The sequence below is a fragment of the Thermodesulfobacteriota bacterium genome (genome assembly GCA_035559815.1).
GTDB lineage: Bacteria > Desulfobacterota_D > UBA1144 > Nemesobacterales > CSP1-2 > DATMAT01.
This window is the reverse complement of the sequence record DATMAT010000060.1, coordinates 1-21,072: the sequence shown is the minus strand read 5'-3', so window position 1 is coordinate 21,072 and position 21,072 is coordinate 1. Positions and strand designations below refer to the sequence as shown.

At 44.0% G+C, this 21,072-nt stretch carries 19 protein-coding genes; 5 read left to right on the top strand and 14 right to left on the bottom strand.

Features of this window, described 5'->3' with window-relative positions:
- Positions 1-2: 2 nt before the first annotated feature.
- The 12 genes from VNN20_14815 to VNN20_14760 form a co-directional block, all read right to left on the bottom strand.
- Positions 3-1,643 (bottom strand): hypothetical protein, encoded by a 1,641-nt coding sequence (locus VNN20_14815; GenBank protein ID HWP93462.1) that lies wholly within the window; start codon positions 1,641-1,643, stop codon positions 3-5.
- Positions 1,644-1,717: 74 nt separating this feature from the next.
- Positions 1,718-2,425, bottom strand: a complete 708-nt coding sequence (locus tag VNN20_14810) for a glycosyltransferase family 2 protein (protein ID HWP93461.1) — start codon at positions 2,423-2,425, stop codon at positions 1,718-1,720.
- Entirely contained in the window at positions 2,425-2,883 is a 459-nt protein-coding gene (locus tag VNN20_14805) for a glycosyltransferase family A protein (GenBank protein HWP93460.1), read from the bottom strand. The genes VNN20_14810 and VNN20_14805 overlap by 1 nt, the downstream gene beginning before the upstream one ends.
- Positions 2,880-4,490, bottom strand: a complete 1,611-nt coding sequence (locus VNN20_14800) for a hypothetical protein (GenBank protein ID HWP93459.1) — start codon at positions 4,488-4,490, stop codon at positions 2,880-2,882. Before VNN20_14800 ends, VNN20_14805 begins: the two co-directional genes overlap by 4 nt.
- Positions 4,487-5,674: a glycosyltransferase family 4 protein gene (locus VNN20_14795; protein HWP93458.1), complete on the bottom strand. Its 1,188-nt coding sequence runs from the start codon at positions 5,672-5,674 to the stop codon at positions 4,487-4,489. The genes VNN20_14800 and VNN20_14795 overlap by 4 nt, the downstream gene beginning before the upstream one ends.
- Positions 5,675-5,688: 14 nt before the next feature.
- Positions 5,689-6,714, bottom strand: coding sequence for a hypothetical protein (locus VNN20_14790; protein ID HWP93457.1), 1,026 nt, complete (start codon positions 6,712-6,714; stop codon positions 5,689-5,691).
- Complete coding sequence (locus VNN20_14785; GenBank protein ID HWP93456.1) at positions 6,704-7,999, bottom strand: flippase; 1,296 nt, start codon at positions 7,997-7,999, stop codon at positions 6,704-6,706. Before VNN20_14785 ends, VNN20_14790 begins: the two co-directional genes overlap by 11 nt.
- Entirely contained in the window at positions 7,999-8,751 is a 753-nt protein-coding gene (locus tag VNN20_14780) for a class I SAM-dependent methyltransferase (GenBank protein HWP93455.1), read from the bottom strand. Before VNN20_14780 ends, VNN20_14785 begins: the two co-directional genes overlap by 1 nt.
- Positions 8,752-8,811: 60 nt before the next feature.
- Positions 8,812-10,341, bottom strand: coding sequence for a glycosyltransferase family 39 protein (locus tag VNN20_14775; GenBank protein HWP93454.1), 1,530 nt, complete (start codon positions 10,339-10,341; stop codon positions 8,812-8,814).
- A 42-nt stretch (positions 10,342-10,383) separates the two neighbouring features.
- Positions 10,384-12,015, bottom strand: coding sequence for a glycosyltransferase family 39 protein (locus tag VNN20_14770; GenBank protein HWP93453.1), 1,632 nt, complete (start codon positions 12,013-12,015; stop codon positions 10,384-10,386).
- A 520-nt stretch (positions 12,016-12,535) separates the two neighbouring features.
- Entirely contained in the window at positions 12,536-13,597 is a 1,062-nt protein-coding gene (locus VNN20_14765) for a glycosyltransferase family 2 protein (GenBank protein HWP93452.1), read from the bottom strand.
- A 471-nt stretch (positions 13,598-14,068) separates the two neighbouring features.
- Positions 14,069-14,308 (bottom strand): hypothetical protein, encoded by a 240-nt coding sequence (locus VNN20_14760; GenBank protein ID HWP93451.1) that lies wholly within the window; start codon positions 14,306-14,308, stop codon positions 14,069-14,071.
- Between the two features lie 85 nt (positions 14,309-14,393).
- Between VNN20_14760 and VNN20_14755 the strand changes: the two genes are divergently transcribed.
- The 4 genes from VNN20_14755 to VNN20_14740 all read left to right on the top strand — a co-directional run bounded on the left by VNN20_14755 (position 14,394) and on the right by VNN20_14740 (position 17,732).
- Complete coding sequence (locus VNN20_14755; GenBank protein HWP93450.1) at positions 14,394-15,125, top strand: DUF72 domain-containing protein; 732 nt, start codon at positions 14,394-14,396, stop codon at positions 15,123-15,125.
- Between the two features lie 98 nt (positions 15,126-15,223).
- Positions 15,224-15,820 carry a TIGR00730 family Rossman fold protein gene (locus VNN20_14750; GenBank protein ID HWP93449.1) on the top strand — a complete coding sequence of 199 codons (597 nt, stop codon included), beginning with the start codon at positions 15,224-15,226 and terminating at the stop codon, positions 15,818-15,820.
- Between the two features lie 114 nt (positions 15,821-15,934).
- Complete coding sequence (locus tag VNN20_14745; GenBank protein HWP93448.1) at positions 15,935-16,402, top strand: HIT family protein; 468 nt, start codon at positions 15,935-15,937, stop codon at positions 16,400-16,402.
- Between the two features lie 364 nt (positions 16,403-16,766).
- Complete coding sequence (locus VNN20_14740) at positions 16,767-17,732, top strand: P1 family peptidase (protein HWP93447.1); 966 nt, start codon at positions 16,767-16,769, stop codon at positions 17,730-17,732.
- Between the two features lie 122 nt (positions 17,733-17,854).
- Here the strand turns inward: VNN20_14740 and VNN20_14735 are convergent, their stop codons facing one another.
- Positions 17,855-18,637 carry a hypothetical protein gene (locus VNN20_14735; protein ID HWP93446.1) on the bottom strand — a complete coding sequence of 261 codons (783 nt, stop codon included), beginning with the start codon at positions 18,635-18,637 and terminating at the stop codon, positions 17,855-17,857.
- A gap of 102 nt (positions 18,638-18,739) precedes the next feature.
- Positions 18,740-20,359 carry a DNA recombination protein RmuC gene (rmuC, locus tag VNN20_14730; GenBank protein HWP93445.1) on the bottom strand — a complete coding sequence of 540 codons (1,620 nt, stop codon included), beginning with the start codon at positions 20,357-20,359 and terminating at the stop codon, positions 18,740-18,742.
- 202 nt (positions 20,360-20,561) lie between these two features.
- On the opposite strand from rmuC, the gene VNN20_14725 reads away from it, so the two are divergent.
- A partial coding sequence (locus tag VNN20_14725; protein ID HWP93444.1) for a transposase occupies positions 20,562-21,072 on the top strand: 511 nt, incomplete at its 3' end.

Here is a 21,072-nt window from a genome sequence, read left to right as displayed (position 1 = left end):
CTTTAGCCTGCTTCAAATATGGCTTGATAATCTTCGATCATAAATTCTTCGGTTAAAAAATCCCAAACTTTTTCGAATTCATCCTCCGGCATGGTGCGCACTATGGTATCGATATTTTTATTCCCATATTTCTTAAAGAAAATCCCTGGGTAATTAGCAACTTCAGGGGTCTTAATTTTTTCATAATAAAAGATAGCTTCTTCAGCAGTCGAGGGCGCCCAGCCCAGCTCATGGAGTACATACAATCGAGGGAAAATAAGAGTAACGGCATGGTATAGTGCCGGTTTCAGCCTCTCCAGGTAAGCCTGATGGAGATAACGAGAAAAATTTATCCTCTCGCGCAACAGTTCATCCTCGAAATTATCTCTCTCACCCGTCACCGGTCTGGTTTCCGTCAACTCCTGATATAAATCCCTGCCGTAAAGTATCACCCGATGGGAGTGGAGATAGTTCCGGTCAAACGGCCATAACTGCAGATGTACTTTGAACATGTTCCTGGAATAGATAATTGGGACTTTGGCTGGGAAGTGTTCGTTGAACCAGGGATTATCTTGTATTCGGAAAACTACGTGCACCGCTCTTAGCGCTTCTTCTACCTCTTCAGCGGAAAGGCCGCTCCGGAGAATACATAATAACTTGTAGCCGAAGTGTGACCCGTCCGAGGCGAGCATAACGGTTTCCAGTTTTTCCTGCAGAAGCTCCGCAATGCCCAACGCCAAAACATTAATTTTCTCCTTTACCTGAGATAGATTGGAAAGGGGTATAGTTTTTTCGTAACCAGGAACGCCGTTGGGCGGGAAATTGTGTCCGCATGTAAAGTTTTCCAGAGCTTTATCGATAACCTCATAAGCCAACGCGCAGGCCGAGAACCTAAAGGCTGAAATTGAGCCGCTATGAAATCGGGTCTCACGCATCTTTATCAACTCTCTTACCACGGGGTTATTCTCTTTTCGATTATCTTCAGACCATCGCTGAAGGCGTTGGAACTGATTTCCCACATTCAGGTACTTTCTGTCGAGCGGTAGGACCGACGAGCAAAATGCTTTATAAAGGCTCCTTCGGGCCGCCACGGCAATATACGGAGTGCCGGGTTCTTCCTTGATTACCGACGACAGAAGCGTGTGATACTTGGCAAGCGCATGAAGAAAGCGATCCCTTTCCGCTTGAGGACTATCGAGCTCGTAATTGTCAAGACGGAGGTCAGGACCGTATATACACTTCCAATGCCTCAGCTCGTCCAACGGTTCTCCGCCCCCGAAATTTTGCCAGAGGTCGAATTCCGGTCTCGTGAATAACAACATATCACGAGACGGGAAAAACCGTTTAAAAGAACTCCACGGCTTTCTAAGGTCATCGTAAAATTTGTGCTTTTTCAACGTCTCAAAAACTATAGCCAGGTCGAAGTCACTTAAACCGGGATATATCTCCCCAACGGCCTGACCATGGGCCAGGTATATGGAAGTGACCCCCGGGAGTGAAGAATAACGTTTTTTCATGAGATATTCGAGCAAGCGGTATATCTGGCAATTGACAAAATACATAGGGGCGTAGCTATTGCCCTGTATCAAGTAATTTCGGCATTTCCTGAGAATATCCCTCTTCAAATTCTTCAGTGTAAGATGCATTTGTGGAGCCAGCGGCATGGCACAACCCTTATCTTAATCTACGACCTACTTTTACTTAAGAAGAAGCCTCAAAGATGAAAAACAGGTTTAATCTATCCTTGTTTTCGTGTCCTGGTTGCTTCGAGATAAATCATTCCCTCTTTAACGCCGCCTATAAACCCACCCAAAACATACGCCCCGTCGGCGATATAACGGATCCCGGAGAATAAAAGTGATTTAAAAGGGTTTCGGGGATCAAACCTCATCCCAAAATACCAGGCAGCCGCCAAGACCGACGTGGACATGGCTAAAATCGCCAGTTTAAAAAACGAGAGTAAAAAAGCGATAACTGCTATCAACAAGCTAAAATGCATTAGGTGGTAGCTGTTCAGAAAAACCATCCCGTAAACCGGGAAAGGTATATCAAAGACACGGGCAATTCCAAAGGGGTTTTTATTATTAGGAGACAGGTCATAACGGTAGAACTGCAGACGACGTCTCCTGATGTGCTTCTTGAAGAGATAGGCATGTCCGTAACCATAATTAAACCATTGCTTCAAGAGCCCCCTCAAGGTATACCGATGAAAATGGGTAATATGGGCGGATGGTTCAAACCAGAGTTCATAGCCGGCTTTTGCCACCCGTATGGAGAGGTCTATATCCTCTCCCGTGCTGCATCTCGGGTCGAACCCTCCGGTCTTGAGAAGAGCCTCCTTACGGAAGGCAGCGTTGGCGGTGGCAAAAAAGGGATGAAAAACGCCTATCCCTTCCTTGGGAAGGTATCCTTTTTGATAACCACTCTTGGTAATATCGATTATCATTAGTTTTCTGCCTCCTGTCTTCCCATTCTCATCAGTGTCTCGGAAATACAAAACTCTTCGACAAGACTGCCGTTTTTTTCTGCCGAGAAGATTTCACCACCCACCGCTCCGATATAAGGGTTTTGATAAAAAGGCTTTACCAGGTTTTCCACCCATGTATTACCTGCTTCGCAGTCATCGTCGGTAAAAAGAATTATGTCTCCACTGGATTCCTGAATGCCCCGGTTCCGGGCTGCGGGGATGCCGGGGGTCGTTTCTACAAAAGTCTTTAATGGCAAAATATTCCTAAATTCCTCGAAAACAGACTCATAACTCTTCTTTGAGTTGTTGTCGACGACCAATACCTCATCCGGCTTAAGCGACTGCCCGACTAAAGAGCGGAGGAGCGTCCTGAGATTCTCCGGACGGTCCTTGGTTACGATCACCACCGATGTCCTCAATCGCTCCATGTCACTCATGAGTTAATCTCCTTTAGATAAAGAATCGCTCGGGGAATCAGGCCGGCAATGCCGGTGTCTTTACCTTTAATCTCGTTCCGGTAAGCCCCGGCCAGGCCGTTCAGCTCACCAGGAAGCGGAATACCCTCCTCCGCCAACGACCGTTCTATGGCCGGTAGAGTGAGGGGATAAATAATCTCACTCCTCTTCGCCGAGCGGTTCATGATAACTAGTTGGGCGGTTTTCCAGAATATTCTGAGAAAATCCAGATTGTTCAACTTATAAACCGAGGGATTCTGGAGCAGTTGGTAAAAGAGCATTTTTTCTTCCCAGAAGAAATGTTCCACGAACGGATTCCAGGCGAAAGAAGTATTTGGCTGGTAGCTTCCTCCATCAACCGTGAATTCGGGACGGCTGAGTAATTCGAACAAATCTGGGTTGCTCGAAGGGGTTAGAATAGATTGCCAGCTCATTTTAAGGTCATCCGGGTCAACCTGAAAAGCGGCGTTTGGAAGCAAAAGAAAGAGTCTTATTCTAGACCGTAAATGCGGACCGGTGCTCCAGTGGAATTGATTGAATGCCGTAATTTCCCGTACGGTAGGAACCCTTTCCGGATTTATCCTTACCATCAGCAGGAGTTCGTCAATGTTGAAATAAGCGCTAGAAGCCAGATACGCTCCGAAGTAGCTATCCGGCCAATTCTCTTTCACAAAGTGGACCAGACTTCCGATGTGGGTGTCTTCTTCTTCATTCAAGATCATTTCACCTTTCGCACAGTCAACCCTCTGCGCTACGTCCCTAAGCGGCCTGGCGTAGGGATGATTCCGGCTCTCTCCGTAAAAATGGTCAAGATAACTTATGACGAAATCGTTGGCCTCGTCAAGAATGCTCGGCTCATCCGAACGAAAACGTACCTTTGCTTTTTTCTCCAATTTGCTCAGGAAGGCGAGCTCCTTGCCTTTAAACTGGGGGCTGGACAGTTCAAGAGCTTTTTTTCTGTCGAATTCTAATATCCCATGGTTTAAGGCCAGGTTCATTTTGAGAATTTCACTTACTGTCTTGTAACAGGCATTGTTCCGTGTCACCGCCTCGTCGTTATACTTTCTTGCTTGAAAGAACCGCCAGGCAAAAAGAGACCACCATACTTTGATCTCGGTGAAAAACCCGCCGTACATCTTCTCGATGGGAAGCTCGGCAAGGTCGGCCAGATAGTCTTTCCCGTAAAGAAGCTTCCAGATTTTTTTCCCCTCCATGAAGCGGTACTGAAAATAGTCGTTTGTCTGATATTGGTTGTAAAACGTACCTTCATCATAAAATTCGAGGGTTCGGTCCAGCAGTGTGGTAACCTGCACCAACCGGTTGTATTCCTGATGCAATTCTCTCTCGTCTTCTTCGTTCAATCGCTCACCAATAACGGCGAAATCAACGTCGCTCACCAGAGGAAGGATTTCCCCTTTTGCACCTCCCCGTCTCAGGTAAACTGCTTTAATCTGAGGATATTTTTTGAAAACGCCTAGTGTGACCCGGATTACCAAAGCATAGATTGCCCGGTAAATTTGAAGAAAAGGAGGAAACGAAGTTGCCAGGACAAATCTTCGTATCAAAAGCTTGATTGAGACTTTCCTCATCTCGGTTTTCCATTATTCAAGACGTATTCATAAGCTGCTTCTGTCTTCTCTGCCGTTTTTTCCCAGGTAAACTCCGAGGTAACCAGTCTCCTGGCATTCTCCCCTAGCTTATTTGCAGTTTCTGTGTCCTCAAGCAGATTAAGGATGGCGTCTGCATAAGCAGATATATTCCCATTTTCGATGACCCATCCCGTCTTTCCGTGTTCGATATTCCTGGCGGATCCTTCGAAAGAAATGATTGGTTTTGCAGCCGCCATGTAATTAAGTAGCTTCTGGGGAATTCCGTCACAGTCGGTACGAGGATTCAGTGCAATATCCGCCCCGGCCAGATACCCGGGAAGACTTTTAAACTCGGATGAAACTACGTCGATATTACCTCGAATCCCCAGTACACCGGCCAAGGGCTCGTAATAATCAAACGGGGAATCGGAGACGATAAGAAGACGAACATCCCCACGCTTGTTCAGCACCTCCCTAAAAACCTTGAGGAGAAGGTCGATTCTCTGATAGGCGGCCAGATTACCGGCATAAATCAAGGTTTTCTTCCCATCAGGGGAGAGCCTTCGCTCCTCAGGCCCAACCTGGAAATACTCAGATGAAACTCCGTTCGATACAACGCTAATATCCTCCGGAGACATACCGGCATCTTCAATCAGCTTCTTCTTTATCTCGTACGTCACTGAAATGACGTGGTCCGCACGCTTGGGGAGCCAATGGTCGACACGCTGACCGAATCCTTTTTTTATCCTGCTGGGCCATCCAAGCTCGTGATAAAAGGGAAATTCAGATTCAAGGAGGGTATGTGCATCGTAAATGAGGGGATGCTTCGTTAATTTCCGCACGCAATGAGAAATAAAAAGCCCCTCGTAATTATGAGCGTGGATAAGGTCGATATCGTATTTCCTCAAGACCTTCAAAAGTTTGATGGCTAAGAGTGAATCTAAGATAATAAGCTTTTGATAGGTCGGGCCTGGAGATAATTTGCCATATGTTTTTATGTTTGGGATACGGTGAATTTGAAAACAGGAGTGGACAGGGACTTCACCAAGATGATAGGTTACCACATGCACCTCATTCCCCCTCCCAGAGAGGGCTTCGGCCATCCTTAAAATCCTTATAGGAGTCCCCCGGGGATAGGGGAAGGGACATGCCGCTACCATTGCGATTTTATAATGTTTTTTCATTATCCGCGTTTCTTCTATCCTTTGATTCTTTCGGCGATAAAATCAGCTACGAACTCGGCGTTGGCATCTCGATCATAGCCGAGACGAAGCTCATAAGTCTGGCTATGCCGGGCCAGGACCAAAGAGGCTCGAAACCTGGAAAAGAGGATGGGAAATTGCCTGGCGATATCTCCAAAGTCGAAGCGGAGAAGGTATTCCATCAACTGGGGCAAGCCCACCCCCATCACACAAAGACGAAAAAGGGCGGTGAATGCTCTCCAGGTAGAAATTTTGATAATCTGCGGTTTAGACGAATGTATCCGCTTCCCCACAAAAAGAAATCCGGGCTGGGCAGCCGGTGCGATTTGGTCTTTGAAGTAAACTACGTCTATGAGCGTCTTAGGTTCGTAGTGCGTTCGCCTAAAGGGTTTTAGGTATTTCTCCGGGATGTAGAGAGGAGTACCTTCCGTTACCCCCATACGAATAGGGAATGGGTATAAAATACCGTTTGACGACACCAGAGGAACCTCTTCCGAAAGAAGCGAGAACTTTTTATTCTTAAGGAGGGAAAGGGTAAGGGTCGTCTTTCCACCTCCCATCGGGAGTAGGCAGAGTACCGCCTTCCCCTCATAGACAACCCCCATCGCATGAATCCGGTGGAGTTTATTTCTGTCGAGCAGCTCCCCTACGCGACTCATGATTATGAGATAACACTTCTCATACAAAATGTCGCGGGATTGGCTGTAAACCTCCACCGAATTACGGGGGCAATCCTGTATTACCAAGGCCTTTCCGAAAGAGTCGAAATAAAGCGTGTCTCCATGCTTGTAAACTACAGAGTCCTTGGTATGGTAGGCGGCCAAAACACCCTCCGGGATCTTGTGGTATGGAGGGACCTCCAGGAAGACCGAGACGTTAACCTCCGGTGTTTTCTCTTCCTCCGATGTATTAACACGAAAATAGGAAAAATCGCTCTCGAGGAAAGAAGAGAGCTTTTCGTCGTTTGATACCACTTTTAGAAAAATACCATGAAAATCAAAGTAAAGAGTCTCATAAGACATGGTCTAATTCCTCTCTCAATAAGCCGACCGGTTCCCTAGAACACAAAACCCGTAGCTCTTGAAAATTGAGTTTTATCAACCACACTGCCAGAATAGTCTCCGAGACAAATGTCGTCCAAGCCGCTCCTGGAGCACCCCAAAACGGAATAGTTATGCCGTTTAGGATTATGTTTATGATTACACATACGACCATGATCTTTACGATTTTTTTCTCGAGGAAAATAGACTTGCCAACGAGTGATCCGATCATTCCCATATAAAGCACTGGGACACTCAAATAAAGTATTTTAAGAACGGAAATAGAGTCCAAATATTTGGCCCCAAATACTGCCGGCATGATAAAACCCGCTCCCATAACTACAGCCAAAGTAATACCCCCGCCTATAATTCCAGTGACCAAGAGCATTTTCCTGAATAAAGTACGTATAGAGTGCCAGTTTTGACCGGCGGCCATTTCCGAGCAAATAGGGAAAAAAATCATCCCGATTGGCAGGATTAAGAAACGGGATGCTTCCAGTAATTTATAAGCGGCTTCGTATGTTGCCACAACCGAATAGGGTTTCAAAAACCCCAGCATGAGTGTGTCCACCTTAAAATGAACAAGACCAAGGGCACTCATGAGAAAGAATGGAAATGATATTTGAACGACCCGTCGAACAGAGTCTTCGCTCCAGGAAAATTTTAGCCTTCCGACTTTTAGTCGGAATATTATGAAGGCGATTAATACTAAAAGGGCATTCGCGGAGATATAGCCAGCCAGTATTTCGGTCAGGCTACCCTTGGAGGCGACAATGGTGATAATTAACCCGACCAAGAACAGTCTTGTGCTGACCCCAACTATTACGTTATATATCACTTTCTTGAGTCCGAGGAATAGTGCCCCAAAGCTTTGATAGAGCCCGTCTAAAGAATCATAAACCGAGGTCAGAAAGATAACCAGCACGAGGGCGGGCTTAAATATGAATGCAAACCCGTTCAAGATGATAAAATATAGACTAAAAAGAAGAAGACGAAGTGATATCACTTCGGAAAAGTATTGGGATGCTTTTTCCGGGTTAGCGGCAACCTCTCGTATGATATAGTTATCCGTGCCCAAGTTCGCAAACAGGCCGAAAAAGTTAGCTAAAGCAGCGGCGAAGAAGAACTCTCCCATCTCTTCTTTACCCAGATAACGTGTCAGTATGCTAAGTATTAGATAGCCAGCGACCTTGTAAAAAAAATGTGAAGAGGCAGCCAGGAGTAAATCCTTTTTGACCTTCTGCCAATCCGTGCTTGTTAGGGACATCAAATTTTCTTCCTACAGATCACAACCAGGTAGGGACGACAGAAAGGAGCCAAATAGTACAAAAAATCTACGAAGATACCCTTACTGCTTTTATTATAAACCCGGTGTCTTACGTCTATTACCTGGAAGCCAGTATTTCCCAGAAATTCTTTAATCTCTCGTCTCGAGTACTCTCGTATATGACCCATATGACCTACTGTGTGGAGTTTTGCGAATTCTTTATAGGCATTAATTGCCAGACCTTTCCCAAGAGAAAATGAGACCACGTTCTCCAGAGAATAAAGATTTGGCGTCGTTAGTATTAAAGTGCCTCCGGGTTTCAGTACTCTTCTCACCTCTAGCAAGGCAGATATTGGGTCTATTCTGAGGTGCTCAAAAACTTCGTTGAATAAAATTAGCTCAAATCTGCCATCATCTAGCGGGATCCTTTCATTCTCTATATCGCACTTTAGCACCTCAAGACCATGATTTTCAATAAAAGAAGCCCCCCTTTCTGGATAGAGGTCCAAACCAATAACCGGATAGCCCAACTGCTTCAAGCAATAGGTTAAATGGCAAGGCAAAGAGCCGATTTCCAGAATCTCCCCTCCGGCGTAATAACTATCGATCACCTGCAGGTCGCTTCTGTACCGGGCTTTATGACCGGAGAAGTAAGAGGTGTACCTCCGATCCTTTAATACCTCTTTTTCCAGTTCCTCGAGGACGGAGTCATATATCCCCGTACGAAACTTATCTTTGGGCAGTACAGCCATAGGCAATAAATAAGTGCAAATGTTATTTAAACAAGGAAATGAAGAAAGAAAAAATATTCCTCATTTTTTCTGGAATAGATTTACCCCTATGCTAGTATATTTTTTGTCACTAGCATAAGGTATGGAGACGTATTCCTGGTAATAGGATAAGTTATAAGATTTACCGAGCGTCTTATTGATTAATCCCTCAGAGTCGCCACTATGAGATTGTATAACCCAAACCCTATTATGACCTTCTATAGTATTTGCCAGTTCTTTTATGTTTTCTTTGTCGACGGTTATTGTGTCTTCTGGAAACGGCCTTTTAATTAAGTCGGTTCTTCTAGAATAGTAATCGAAGGGTACCTGACTATAACCCGCATTAAACAAAAGCAAATCCCCGTGTTCAGCATTTGTTTCTACGTAGGCTACTACTTCCCTCCAACGTTCTTTGTTAGTCGTCAAATTATACCCCTGAATACCCGCTAAGGAGCCTAGGATGACCAAGCCAATTATAGCCAACTTAAGGTATCCACTGCCTATGCTCCTTATTCCTTTCGCCACCAATAGATAAAATGCCAAAGAGGCCACTATCGTATACCGATACCAATAAATCGGAGCTGAGACCTTAGAAATCACGAATGGCAAAACGATTGGGGTTAATAACCAGACCAATAACAAATAATTTCTATAGAAATTAGACAATCGAACATACCCTTTATTGCCAGCAGTAGAGTTAAGCGATTTTTTCCAATTCGTTCTACCCAGTGATTTTTCATGTGTCGCTAAAGAAAAAAAAGATAATATTAGAAAAAGGCAAAGTAATAAATTAGACCCAGAATACAGCTTAAAAGACTTGATTATCGAATGTATTGAAGGTTCTGGTATCCAACCGATTTTAGATCCACTTTGTGCTCGCAATATTTGCTTTATTAAGATCATAATCCACGGTGTGAATAGAGCAATTAGCACAACTTGCAGTAAAACCCATCTCCTTAAATTTAGCTCAAAACCCTCCCGCTTGGATGATAGAAACAGCGTAAAGATAAAAACATTCTGCGCTATTATGATAAATATGCCAAAGGAATGCACATACACTAGAAAGGTGCTGGATACGACATAACCAATCGAGACTATAAGATTTTTCCCCTTTAGAATTTTTATGAAGAAATACATGGAGAGCAGAATAAGCAAAGACAGGAGACTATACATTTTAATTTCCTGGGAATAATAGATGTGAAATGCTGATAATGCTAATATTAAGGAACTCAAGAGCCCTGTCTCTCTATCAGAAATTAAACTTCCCACCCGATAAACCATGAATATCGAAAGCAGGCCGAATATCAGTGATAAAAATCTGGTAGAAAATTCAGAGTCACCAAACAAACTAATCCAGAAATGTAGAATGATGTAATACAGCGGTGTATGAACATCTTTAGAAGTAGCAACTAAAATCTGAAATGGACTTAAATTAGCCCATTTAATCGATACTGCCTCATCCAGCCAAATACTCTCACTGCCCAAATCATAGATTCTGAGAGATATACCAACAAATAAAATTATTAGTATTACAAATTCACTTCTAATTGATTCCAGTTTTAAATTCTTCAAGATTTTCATCATCAAAGTGGGCGATGATCTAACCGCTCGGTCTTAATTTTGCATAAGCCCGATTGGAACTTCTCCTTGACTTTTCTCATATAGCTGTGACTCAAGGGGCGAAATGTCATAAAGTAAAACTGTTATCTTTTTTAACTGTCGAGTCTCCACAAGTTTGTACTTGCTTTGCAACGACAGGATAAAGTGATTATGCTGGTTCTCCAGACGATGAAGATTTCTTACGATTATCCATACACGGCGGTATTGGACCGAAAGTTGGTCAAGAAAGCTTCTATCAAGGTCAGGCCACCGACCTTTTTGAAATCTGCTGGCGATGTAAGTTCCCGACGAACGGTATATAGCATCCGGGATCTTATCCCGTGAACCAAGTCTGTGAAGGTAGTAGTCAAAAGGCAAACTCACATAGGGAGGGAAGAAGAGAACTGTGTCTCCTGGTTGTATCATAGATACTACAAGTCTAGTCGCACTTCTCCAATCTTCACCTCCTTCCTTATCATAACCCGAGTACCAACCTATTACCGCACGTCCCGACAGAACTATTAGTATGATAAGTATAGTTGCAAAAACCCAAGGATAACGTATATAACATAAGCCAACACTTGCGGAGAGAACAAGAGGTAGGAGGCATATAATGAAGAAACGTGGCCAAAATATAGGTTCGATGAACGAATAGGAGAAGGCGATTATTATAGGAATGAATAACCAGATTAGCAAGAAGGTGTAGCGCCAGGTATTAAGGGATGTCTTAGAACCTAACCACGTCCTGACAGCAAGGAAGAAAGCAATAGAACATGGTATAAGGTATACCACCAGCAGCAGACGACCACCTCGTCCTACTAGCTCGTAGAACAATTGGTATATGCTATATAGGTTAGGCTGATGAATCCAGCCTAAACCTACATTGCCTCGACTCAATATAAAGAGAACCAAGGGTACTAAAAGAAGAATGATAATCACACCACTAACCACCAGCCCTTTCCACGAGACATTTTGTCGACGCAAAAAAACCAGTGATATGGTGTGAGCCAACAAGACTATAACCGCGAAGAAATGTGCATAAACAGCCAGCACGCTGCTAATGATGTAGGCAATCCAGAGTTTCCTGGAAGGTCGCTCTATGCTCTTTACAAAGAAATATGAGGAAAGGGTAACCAACAGGAGTACGAGGCTGTAACCTCGGGCCTCTTGGGCGTACCGGATAAAAAAGGCATTCACAGTAAGAAGCAATGCAGTAATGATCCCCACTTGTAACCCAAATAAGCGTGCCCCAAGCGCATAAGCCATCGGCACTGTAGCCAGGGCGAAAAGGACGGAAAGACTTCTGACTACAAATTCACTCTGGCCTATATTTACCCACCATTTTAGCAATATATAGTAGAGACCCATATTTGCCTCACCCTCGGATAAGATTCGCAAGAGAGTCGTCCAATCCTGCTGGGCCATGGTAACGCTAAATGCCTCATCTAGCCAAAGACTCTTTTTATCCAAAAAGAGGAACATCAACACGGATGCCAATATAAAAACCAGGGAAACAGCACCTAAAGTATGCACAGGCATAACAAGATCTAGATACTCTTTCGCTTGGGCTTGGAATGACTTTTGCCCCGTTTTCCCTTGTTTCCAGAGAAAAAAGCGTCCTAGTTCCTTTTTTCTTTTGATATTCATCTCATTAATTTTCTTAGCTAAGAGACTATTTATCGCAAGTAAGGGTTTTACCAGGGAGGAGTTTGAATAAACAGCTTGGAAAGATTATGGAGCTATGCAATAGAATCGAAACGTAAGCAGAATCATCAGACTATATATCCTGGCCTCCTGAGGAATAATGAATGTGAACATAGAAAGTGTTAACAGAAAGTCACGGAAAATATCTACCTCTTTATTAGATGTTAGGCAGCTAACTTTATTGCCAAGCCCTCGATGACCAGTCCATATCCAAGTTAGAATTTCTTCACCGATTCAAAAGACAAAAATTTTACACTGCTATTTTGAAGAAATTCCGGGCAATAACAACTACGTACTTCAAGAATGATCTATGTTGATGCTCTATAGCAATAACCCGCCTTCAGAAGAGGTTCTAAAAAACCCGTCGTATAAATTACTTAATTCCTTTCTCATAACACTCCTCGACAAATGAATACGTTCATTAAAATACCCTCAAAAACATACTCAGGATCATATGATTAACTTAAATAAACCTCTTCACCTGACTCCAGAAAAACTTCGCCAGGAAATCCAGAAGATTCTTGCCCGCCCGCTCCAATGGACTCTTTATCAGCTCGGTACTATATGGGACCGGGCCACCTACGAGAATTTCACGGTCTGGGGTTTTTCTCGATTTTTGGACGATTCGCCGTTTTTCTAGTATTTCGACTGGATGTGAGAATATCCAAAAAAGGGCTTTAAGCCACTCGCTAAACCACCCCTTTCCGATAACCCCGCCTAGCTGAAAGGCTTCATAAACAAAGAACATAGGAGATAAAAGAAAAATAGTTTTAAACTGATAGTTTTTAAGAATCAGTTGCCACCTGTTGCGAATAAGACAATAGACTCGCACCCTGGAGTAGCTCTTCCCTTCTCGCAGTGATAGCCTATCTGTCCCCTCACCGTGATAACAACAGGCTGAGGGTACAGATAAAACCTCGTATCCCCTAATTCGGGTCCTAAGCCCGAAGTCATGATCCTCATAATTGAAGATAAAGCTATCGTCAAAGGGATCCACTCCTTCCCATTTTCTGCGGTCTACCAGGAAACAGGCGGTGACCAATGAACTAATTTTTCTGGTGCTGTTCGCTGCTGAAGATACCGGCTGGTTTACGTTATGAAGTGTCATGAGTCCGAGAATATGACTATCCGCACCGTCGTATTGAATCAGGTCTCTCCTGTCGGCATAAAGAACACGGGGCATTGCTACGGCCGCCAGGGGATTGTCACCAATTGCCTTTAAGAGCCTGTCAGGACATTCAGAGGAAAGATATACATCGTTATCCATGAAAAGAATTAGGTCGTTAGATGCCGTTTTAAATCCCACATTCCTGGCTGCTCCGGGTCCGAGGTTATTACCGAGTTTGACTACCTTTACGCCGGGAAATCGGTCATTGACTATCTCCAGACTCTTATCTACCGAAGCATTATCGATCAAAAGAATCTCTTTGAATTTTCCCCTTTGAGCAATAACAGACCCGAGCGATTCTTCTAGGTAACGCTCTCCGTTATAATTTATCAAGCAAAGCGTAAGACAAATATTCATTATCTAGGCTATAACTAGTGCTGGTTATCGTATTTGCCAGCAAAGACTCTACATATTCAACCATAACAATGCGTAGAAGGCTTAAAAATGTGATAATAAGCAGGTCACCGGTGGTTCGTGAATGGTTATCTTTAATCAGTTAAATGGAATTGGGACGGTTAATCAGACGGGTCCCTCAATGTAGCTCCGCCCTCTTAATTCACCCAAAATTAACAAATTTTTGCCCTACAAGTCAATAGGACTTCGTTACCGTAGTCGAAGCGACAAAGGTATTAATCCTTCAATATATATAAGACTCTAGACTTAACCAGCAGGGCTTTAATACGAATATCTTCCTGAGCTACTGCCGGAAGCGAACGAGCATCTCGTATATTCATGCATTATATTGCACATGATTTATAACAGAGTGTAAACTATTTTATGCACCGATTAGTAAGTAAAACTTGAAAGGTTGAATGATCCTAGAACCTTCTAAGATTCGTATGCAAGCTTGTCCATCATATCGGCGAACTTACTCCAGTCAATTCGCTTACTTTTTTTGCGGAATCTTCCAGTCCAATAGAGCGAGCCTTGCCCAATTTCCAGTGTGCCTATTTTCTCGTCGTGCGCGGAAATAGCGAGAAGAAGAGAGTGGCCAGCTTTTGTAAGTTCCGGAACCCGTAGAAAGGCCTTCACCGCATGTACCTGCTCTTTTGTCCGTTTCTTTGCCATCGTCTCTAACCTCCTAACTCATTAAAAGCATTATACTGCTTTGGGTAAAATTAGTGAATTATCAACCTGCTATTATCATTTAAATATGAAACCCGCGAGTATACACATCGGCTGTGCCGGGTGGACAATTCCAAAAGAGTACAACGAGTACTTTCCGGCAACCGGTTCCCATCTTGAAAGATATGCTTCACGGTTTAACGCGGTAGAGATTGACTCGTCGTTTTACCGTTCACATAAGACATCTACTTACCAAAGATGGGCTGAGGCTGTGCCGGAGTATTTCCGGTTTGCAGTTAAGATCCCAAAACAGATTACACATGTATCCCGTCTCCAGGATATCAATTTGATTAAACAGTTTCTTGAGGAGGTGAGTGGTTTGGGTGATAAACTCGGTCCATTTTTGGTACAACTACCACCCAGTTTATCTTTCGATGAAGAAATAGCAAAAACCTTCTTTGCGGAGTTTCGAAGGCTATTCAAAGTAAAGGTGGTTTGCGAGCCGCGCCACAAAAGCTGGTTCACCGCTCAAGCTGACGAATTGTTAGCCAGATTCCTAGTGGCAAGAGTAGCGGCCGACCCTGCCCCTACACCATCAGGGGGTAAGCCAGGCGGATGGAATGGCCTCGCCTATTTTCGTCTGCACGGTTCACCGAAGAAATACTATTCTGCTTACACTTATGAACAACTGAAATCAATCGCCAAATCGGTAAAAGAACCTGCCGGCTCGGCTGAGACCTGGTGTATTTTTGACAACACCGCCGCCGGTGCGGCGATACCCAATTCTTTAGCATTGTCGGAGCTTCTGATGGATAGGTGATGGAACGCCCCCTGCAAAAGAGACCCTGGCATCACGTTGACTAAGGTGAGGGTTTAAATTAGACTGAGCGGTAATATTTCATATCGGCGATAGATAAGATGCAAGCAGGGTTGAGAAGTAAGACGGTATGCGTCTCTTGCGCTTCTAGTAGTAGCTGCGACCCAGAGTACATGGAATCTGCTTATGAGCTCGGTCGCCTGCTGGCTAAAGAGTCATACACCATTATTTATGGAGGGGGCGGAATCGGATCGATGGGTGCTCTGGCCGATGGTGCGCTTGCCGAAGGCGGACGAATTATCGGTGTCATCCCCAAGTTTATGTCCGACCTAGTGTCGGTTCGCCCCGGTTTATCCGAGGTGAAGCTGGTTGATGACATTCAAACTCGAAAGCGTTTAATGATCTCCGAGAGCGATGCGTTCATAACCTTGCCCGGAGGCTCAGGCACTTTGGAAGAGCTTTTTGAAGCTATCACCCTCAAGCGGCTGGGCATCTATCTTCAGCCGATTATAATGGTCAATACTAAAGGTTTCTTCGACCCCTGTGTCGAGCTTTTGAATCGATGTATCTCCGAACGGTTCATGGACAAAAGACATGGAGAAATGTGGCAGTTGGCATCAAGTCCTAAAGCGGCGATAGAGGCAATCGAGCGGGCGCCTGCTTGGTACAGAGAGGCGCGGAATTTCGCAAGGGTATAGCCGGCTAGCTCGTTGATAAATTCTTACTGGTGAAACTTCCCGATGTCCTGCTCATTCATCTGTTCAGCTTCGAGTTGATAGACCTGAGAATACATATATAAACCGGGAGACACAATGTCGCAGCTCAGGCTGGCCACCTACTTTAATTCAAACATCGAATGTGATTTTTGTGATATCGTAAGCGGCAAAACCAGTGCGTATATAGTTTTTGAGGATGAGCCCTCACTAGCATTCTTGGATAATAGACCGTTATTTCCGGGCCATTGTCTGCTGATACCCCGAAAGCATATCCCAACCCTGATTGACCTTGATTCGACTCTGATCGAGAAGATATTTCTGAATGTAAAAAGGTTGACCCAGGCGGTGGAATTGGCTATGCAGGCTGAGGGCAGCTTTGTCGCACTGAACAACAAGGTCAGCCAAAGCGTGCCGCATCTACACATCCATATAGTTCCCAGAAGAAAAAAAGACGGATTAAAAGGATTCTTCTGGCCCAGGGCTAAATATAGGGATGACGAACACATGAAAGAGGTTCAGAGCAAGATTAGAGAGGCACTTTCTACAGTTTCAAGAGACGGCTAAAACCCGCTGTGTTTTTAGCTTGATGATTCACTGTGGGTGGCCATGGGACTCCCGCCTTCATTGCAAATAAGCTTTGTCGCGAATCCACTCATCCGTCATACCCGAACGTTCCCCAATAAAAACATTTGGGGACAGGATTAATCGGGTATCCACTCATCTGTCATACCCGAATGCATTAATCGGGTATCCATTTTTAAAACCTGGATTCCTACTCCCCGACCATGGTCGAGGACAAGTTCCGCAGGAATGACCGTACACAATTTCTCGCTTACTACTGCTAACGACCCCAGGTCAATTTTCAACCGAGGGCATTTCCCCCATAAAACAACTTGGAAAGTAACCGTATTAATTTACAATGATATGCATGGGTTCGATCACCGATGTACCCGGAGTAAGGGGCGGACATTTCTCTGATTTTGAAGCCATAACCGGTTGCACGGTCATATTGTTTGACCGTGAAGCAATAGGCGCAGTCGACTTAAGGGGCGGCGGAACGAGCACAAGACAAATCGATGGACTCCTACCCTATCATTCCTTTGGGAAAGTCCACGCCATTCTTCTAACCGGCGGCAGCGCCTATGGCTTGGATGCAGCGGGCGGGGTGATGAAATATCTTGAGGAAAAAGGAATCGGACTGGATGTCGGCTATGGCCGGATAGTTCCTTCCGTTCCCACGGCAGTGATCTTCGACCTGGGAATCGGCAACGGAAAAATAAGGCCGGATGGAGAGATGGGATATAAAGCCTGTCTCGCCGCCTCGTCTTCTCTTGTAGAAGAGGGAAGTATCGGCGTAGGAACCGGCGCCACCATCGGAAAGATATTCGGCATCAAAACAGCAACGAAGGGTGGTATCGGATGCGCAAGCTACACTTTGGATAACGGAGCGGTTATAGGAGTGATTGTTGTGGTCAATGCATTCGGCGATGTAGTAGATCCCAATAGCGGCGAGGTAATAGCTGGGGTAAGAAATTCACCCAAGGGGAAGGAGTTTCTCGGCTCTGTTGAATTGTTTAAAAAAGGGTTTACCAGAACGGTAGAGCCTTTTGAAAACACCACCCTTGCTGTCGTTGCCACAAATGCTAAATTCTCCAAGGCTGAGCTTATCCGCATCGCCCGGGTAGGACAAACCGGCCTCTCCAGGGTCATCAAACCGGCACACACCATTTCAGACGGAGATCTGGTTTTCGCCGTATCCTGCGGAGACCTCGACGCAGACGCCAATGCGGTTGGCATCATCGCCGCCGAGCTTATCTCCGAGGCAATAATAAGAGCGGTGAAAACCGCTAAAAGCCTGGGCGGGATACCGAGTTGGGAGGAGATAAACAGATAACATAGTGACAAAACATCGTCTCAACATTTGACTTTCAAGAAGAGTAATGAGTTAAAATTTCATAAGCATAAAACCTCAAAGTTAAGTCATTCCCTATCTTTCTTTATTATGAGGCAAAAGGGTTAACTTTTACTACGTCGATTTTGGTGATGTTTGCTAATGTACCGGTTCAAATCATCGCCATACATCTTAAGCTTTTTGGCAAGTGGAAATAAAATCTTACGCGTTTCCTCCAGGGCATCATTTACTTCCTCAAGCGTTGGCCTATATGCGCGTTGATGAATAACTTGATTCCTTAAGTCTGCTACTTTGCAGTACTTTAGCCGGATTAGGAGACCAGATAGTTTTGGATCAGCAATGGATTTTATGTCCTTATCTGAAGGCTCTGATGGCTTCTTTGGTAATGCATTGATGCTTGCTTCAGCTTCGACCAATGAGCTTAGCGACTGCTGTCGAAGCACTTGAAAAAAGAATAGGTTCCGCATTGCTACGAATGGGTGCTTCTTAACCTTACCATAGAAAAAACCGGCGAGACGGTTCAATTGGTTAATGTCTCGCATTGAATCCGTGACGTAGGGCCAATAAAGAAGTTTGACACGAAGATATTGGCTAAAGAATACTTCAAAAGCTTGAGCCAAGTTTAGAATGCAGTACATATAATGTTTTGCGTCTCGGAGTTCATAGCAATCATAAATCAGCATTTCGTAAGCTGAGTTTATAGAATCACCGCTAATATTAAATGGTTGACAGCAATTGAGGCAATTCACCTGCTTACTACCTATCGGCGTAAGGTCTCTGAGGTCGGAGGCACGGTTGAATACATTCTTAAAACCGCACGATGGACAGCGTGCGATGAAATTCTCATAGGTTGTGTGCTTTTCTTTGGCGTCTGGAATTTCAGTCATAACTACCCTTTGGTCTGACTAACTACTCATTAAAAACAATAGAGATTCTAACAAATGGGACTTGCGTGGTATAAATATCGACATTCTTTTTAATCAATCTCGTCAGGCATCTTTGTCTTCATCAAAAGATTCTGAGATTTCAAGTATCGTACTAGCTTTTTCTGAACTCGGCAATTCTTCTACCTTTCGCAATCTACGCCGAACTGCTCGCGTGCGAGTATCTACATCTTCAATTTTATTTGATGCTTCTTGCAACTTTTTCTTAACAGCATCTATTGCAGAGCCAAATTTATCGAATTCCGTTTTGACAGCGCTTAGTATTTTCCATACCTCACTCGATTGTTTTTGTATTTTGAGTGTTCGAAAACCCATTTGCAGGCTGTTAAGTAATGCTGCAAATGTAGTTGGTCCCGTAACAACAACCCTGTAACTATGTTGTAACTCTTCTATTAGACCTGGCTGTCTTATAACCTCAGCATAAAGTCCTTCAACAGGAAGAAACATAATTCCAAAATCTGTAGTGTTAGGTGGATAGAGATATTTTAATGATATCTCTTTAGCACAACTGATTGCTCTTGCCCTTAACGAATTACTCGCCTCCGTCACCGAGGTGAGGTCAGCTCTTTCCTGTGCATCAACTAGTCGCTGATAATCCTCTATTGGGAATTTAGAATCCACTGGAAGCCATACTACATCCATTTTATCTATGTCCTGTCCAGGTAATTTGATAGCATATTCTACAACCTCGTCGCTTCCATCTTTAGTTTTGACATTTTTCTCAAATTGGTCTGGTGTAAGCATCTGCTCAAGAATAGCGCCTAATTGCACCTCGCCCCATCCACCCCTCGCCTTCACATTTGTTAAAACTCGTTTTAAATCACCTACGCCTGATGCTAAACTTTGCATCTCACCTAAACCCTTATGAACCTGCTCAAGACGTTCTGAGACCAGTCTGAAGGAGTCTCCGAGCCGCTTTTCAAGAGTACCCTGCAACTTCTCATCAACTGTGATTCTCATTTGTTCAATCTGCTTTGCATTGTCTTCTTGAATTTGATTTAATTTTCTCTCAACTATTTCTCGTAAGGTCTCAAGCTTGGTCTCATTCGATAAAGTCAACTTCGAAATATTTTCTGAAAACGTCTCAAGTTGTCCTTTCTGAAGTTGAGCCATCTCGCCAATCCCTTTTAAAACCAAGTCGTTAAATGTCGTCAGAGCCGAGAGAACTTCATTTCGCAGTTGTAACGCCGAGTAATTGCTATCTTCCCTAGTTTTTTCAAGTTTATTACTGATTTCAATTTCGAATGATTTTAGGCTTTGTTCAAGGGTTACTCGAAACCTCTCGGTTGAATCTTGAAACGAGTGTGCTGAAGCTTGAAGTTGATTAGAAAAATTATACAGTGCATTCTGTTGCAATTCACTATTCTCAGTTAAGCGCTTTGATATCGACTCCCCAATAGAAACAAATGTTCTGGTGAGTTCTTCCCGCCCCTCACGAGTCGTGGTTGCTGAATCAATTCTGATTTGTGCTAACTCTTGACGTAAGACATCTTCAAATCGATGTTGTGTATTTTGTAAACTTTCTATGCGAGAAAATAATTCAATTGTTTTATCTGGTTTGTATCTGAATAGTATTTGAAAGATTAATACTACAAGAAGCAAAAATATTACAACAATAACTAGAACTGTTTGAATATTTCCTAATTCTATCATTAATTCTTGCATTCTATTTTCCTCAACCCTCAGAAGTATTAATTATGGAAATTGGGTCACTATCAAACTAAGTCCTAGTTTAAACCCATATAGCTTTTAAATTAAACCCAAATTATGCATGAAAGGGATATTTTTCTAGACAAAAGTGCCTCCAACTATAGTAAAATAAGGGTGTTTCACAAACCTTAAAAGCTATAGAGGAGGCACTGAACAAGTGAAAAAGAATATATCTCAAAAAAGAGGGACAGGCAATCAAAAAATAAAGGAGGTCTTTGAGCAGTTCACCGGGAGTAACCTCACCCGGTTCGGGGGCACAGGGCTTATAAGGAGATTCTTTAAGAGACACCGTATCCAGGAGAGGATAGAAGAGAGGGTGAAAGTAGAGGGCCGGAGGGTGAGTAAATATAGCGTTGGTGCGATGTTCACGAGCCTTCTTTACGGTATCTTTTTGGGTTATCCGAGGCCGAGCCATATGAAGGGTCTCTGTACCGACAGGGTATTCCAGAAGGTAGCGGGCATTTTCGGCTTCCCGGTTCAATCCACCATAAGCCGCTTCCTCTCCGCTCTGCGGGTTGAAGGGTCCAGGGAGATAGCCATGCTTAACTTTGACCTTCTTATGGGGTTGAGAAAGGGTCTGAAGTCCTTTAGGAGCATCTGTCTTGACCTGGATTCCCATGTAAGCACTGTGTATGGCAGTCAACAGAGGGCTGGGGTTGGATATAACC

Coding starts and splice junctions, on each gene's coding strand:
- VNN20_14745 (HWP93448.1), top strand. CDS start 15,935: ATGTCGCAGCTCAGGCTGGCCACCTACTTTAATTCAAACATCGAATGT.
- VNN20_14785 (HWP93456.1), bottom strand. CDS start 7,999: ATGTCCCTAACAAGCACGGATTGGCAGAAGGTCAAAAAGGATTTACTC.
- VNN20_14800 (HWP93459.1), bottom strand. CDS start 4,490: ATGAGGAAAGTCTCAATCAAGCTTTTGATACGAAGATTTGTCCTGGCA.
- VNN20_14795 (HWP93458.1), bottom strand. CDS start 5,674: ATGAAAAAACATTATAAAATCGCAATGGTAGCGGCATGTCCCTTCCCC.
- VNN20_14815 (HWP93462.1), bottom strand. CDS start 1,643: ATGCCGCTGGCTCCACAAATGCATCTTACACTGAAGAATTTGAAGAGG.
- VNN20_14780 (HWP93455.1), bottom strand. CDS start 8,751: ATGGCTGTACTGCCCAAAGATAAGTTTCGTACGGGGATATATGACTCC.
- VNN20_14765 (HWP93452.1), bottom strand. CDS start 13,597: ATGAATATTTGTCTTACGCTTTGCTTGATAAATTATAACGGAGAGCGT.
- VNN20_14750 (HWP93449.1), top strand. CDS start 15,224: ATGCAAGCAGGGTTGAGAAGTAAGACGGTATGCGTCTCTTGCGCTTCT.
- VNN20_14735 (HWP93446.1), bottom strand. CDS start 18,637: ATGACTGAAATTCCAGACGCCAAAGAAAAGCACACAACCTATGAGAAT.
- VNN20_14755 (HWP93450.1), top strand. CDS start 14,394: ATGAAACCCGCGAGTATACACATCGGCTGTGCCGGGTGGACAATTCCA.
- rmuC (HWP93445.1), bottom strand. CDS start 20,359: ATGCAAGAATTAATGATAGAATTAGGAAATATTCAAACAGTTCTAGTT.
- VNN20_14805 (HWP93460.1), bottom strand. CDS start 2,883: ATGAGTGACATGGAGCGATTGAGGACATCGGTGGTGATCGTAACCAAG.
- VNN20_14790 (HWP93457.1), bottom strand. CDS start 6,714: ATGTCTTATGAGACTCTTTACTTTGATTTTCATGGTATTTTTCTAAAA.
- VNN20_14740 (HWP93447.1), top strand. CDS start 16,767: ATGGGTTCGATCACCGATGTACCCGGAGTAAGGGGCGGACATTTCTCT.
- VNN20_14760 (HWP93451.1), bottom strand. CDS start 14,308: ATGGCAAAGAAACGGACAAAAGAGCAGGTACATGCGGTGAAGGCCTTT.
- VNN20_14770 (HWP93453.1), bottom strand. CDS start 12,015: ATGAATATCAAAAGAAAAAAGGAACTAGGACGCTTTTTTCTCTGGAAA.
- VNN20_14810 (HWP93461.1), bottom strand. CDS start 2,425: ATGATAATCGATATTACCAAGAGTGGTTATCAAAAAGGATACCTTCCC.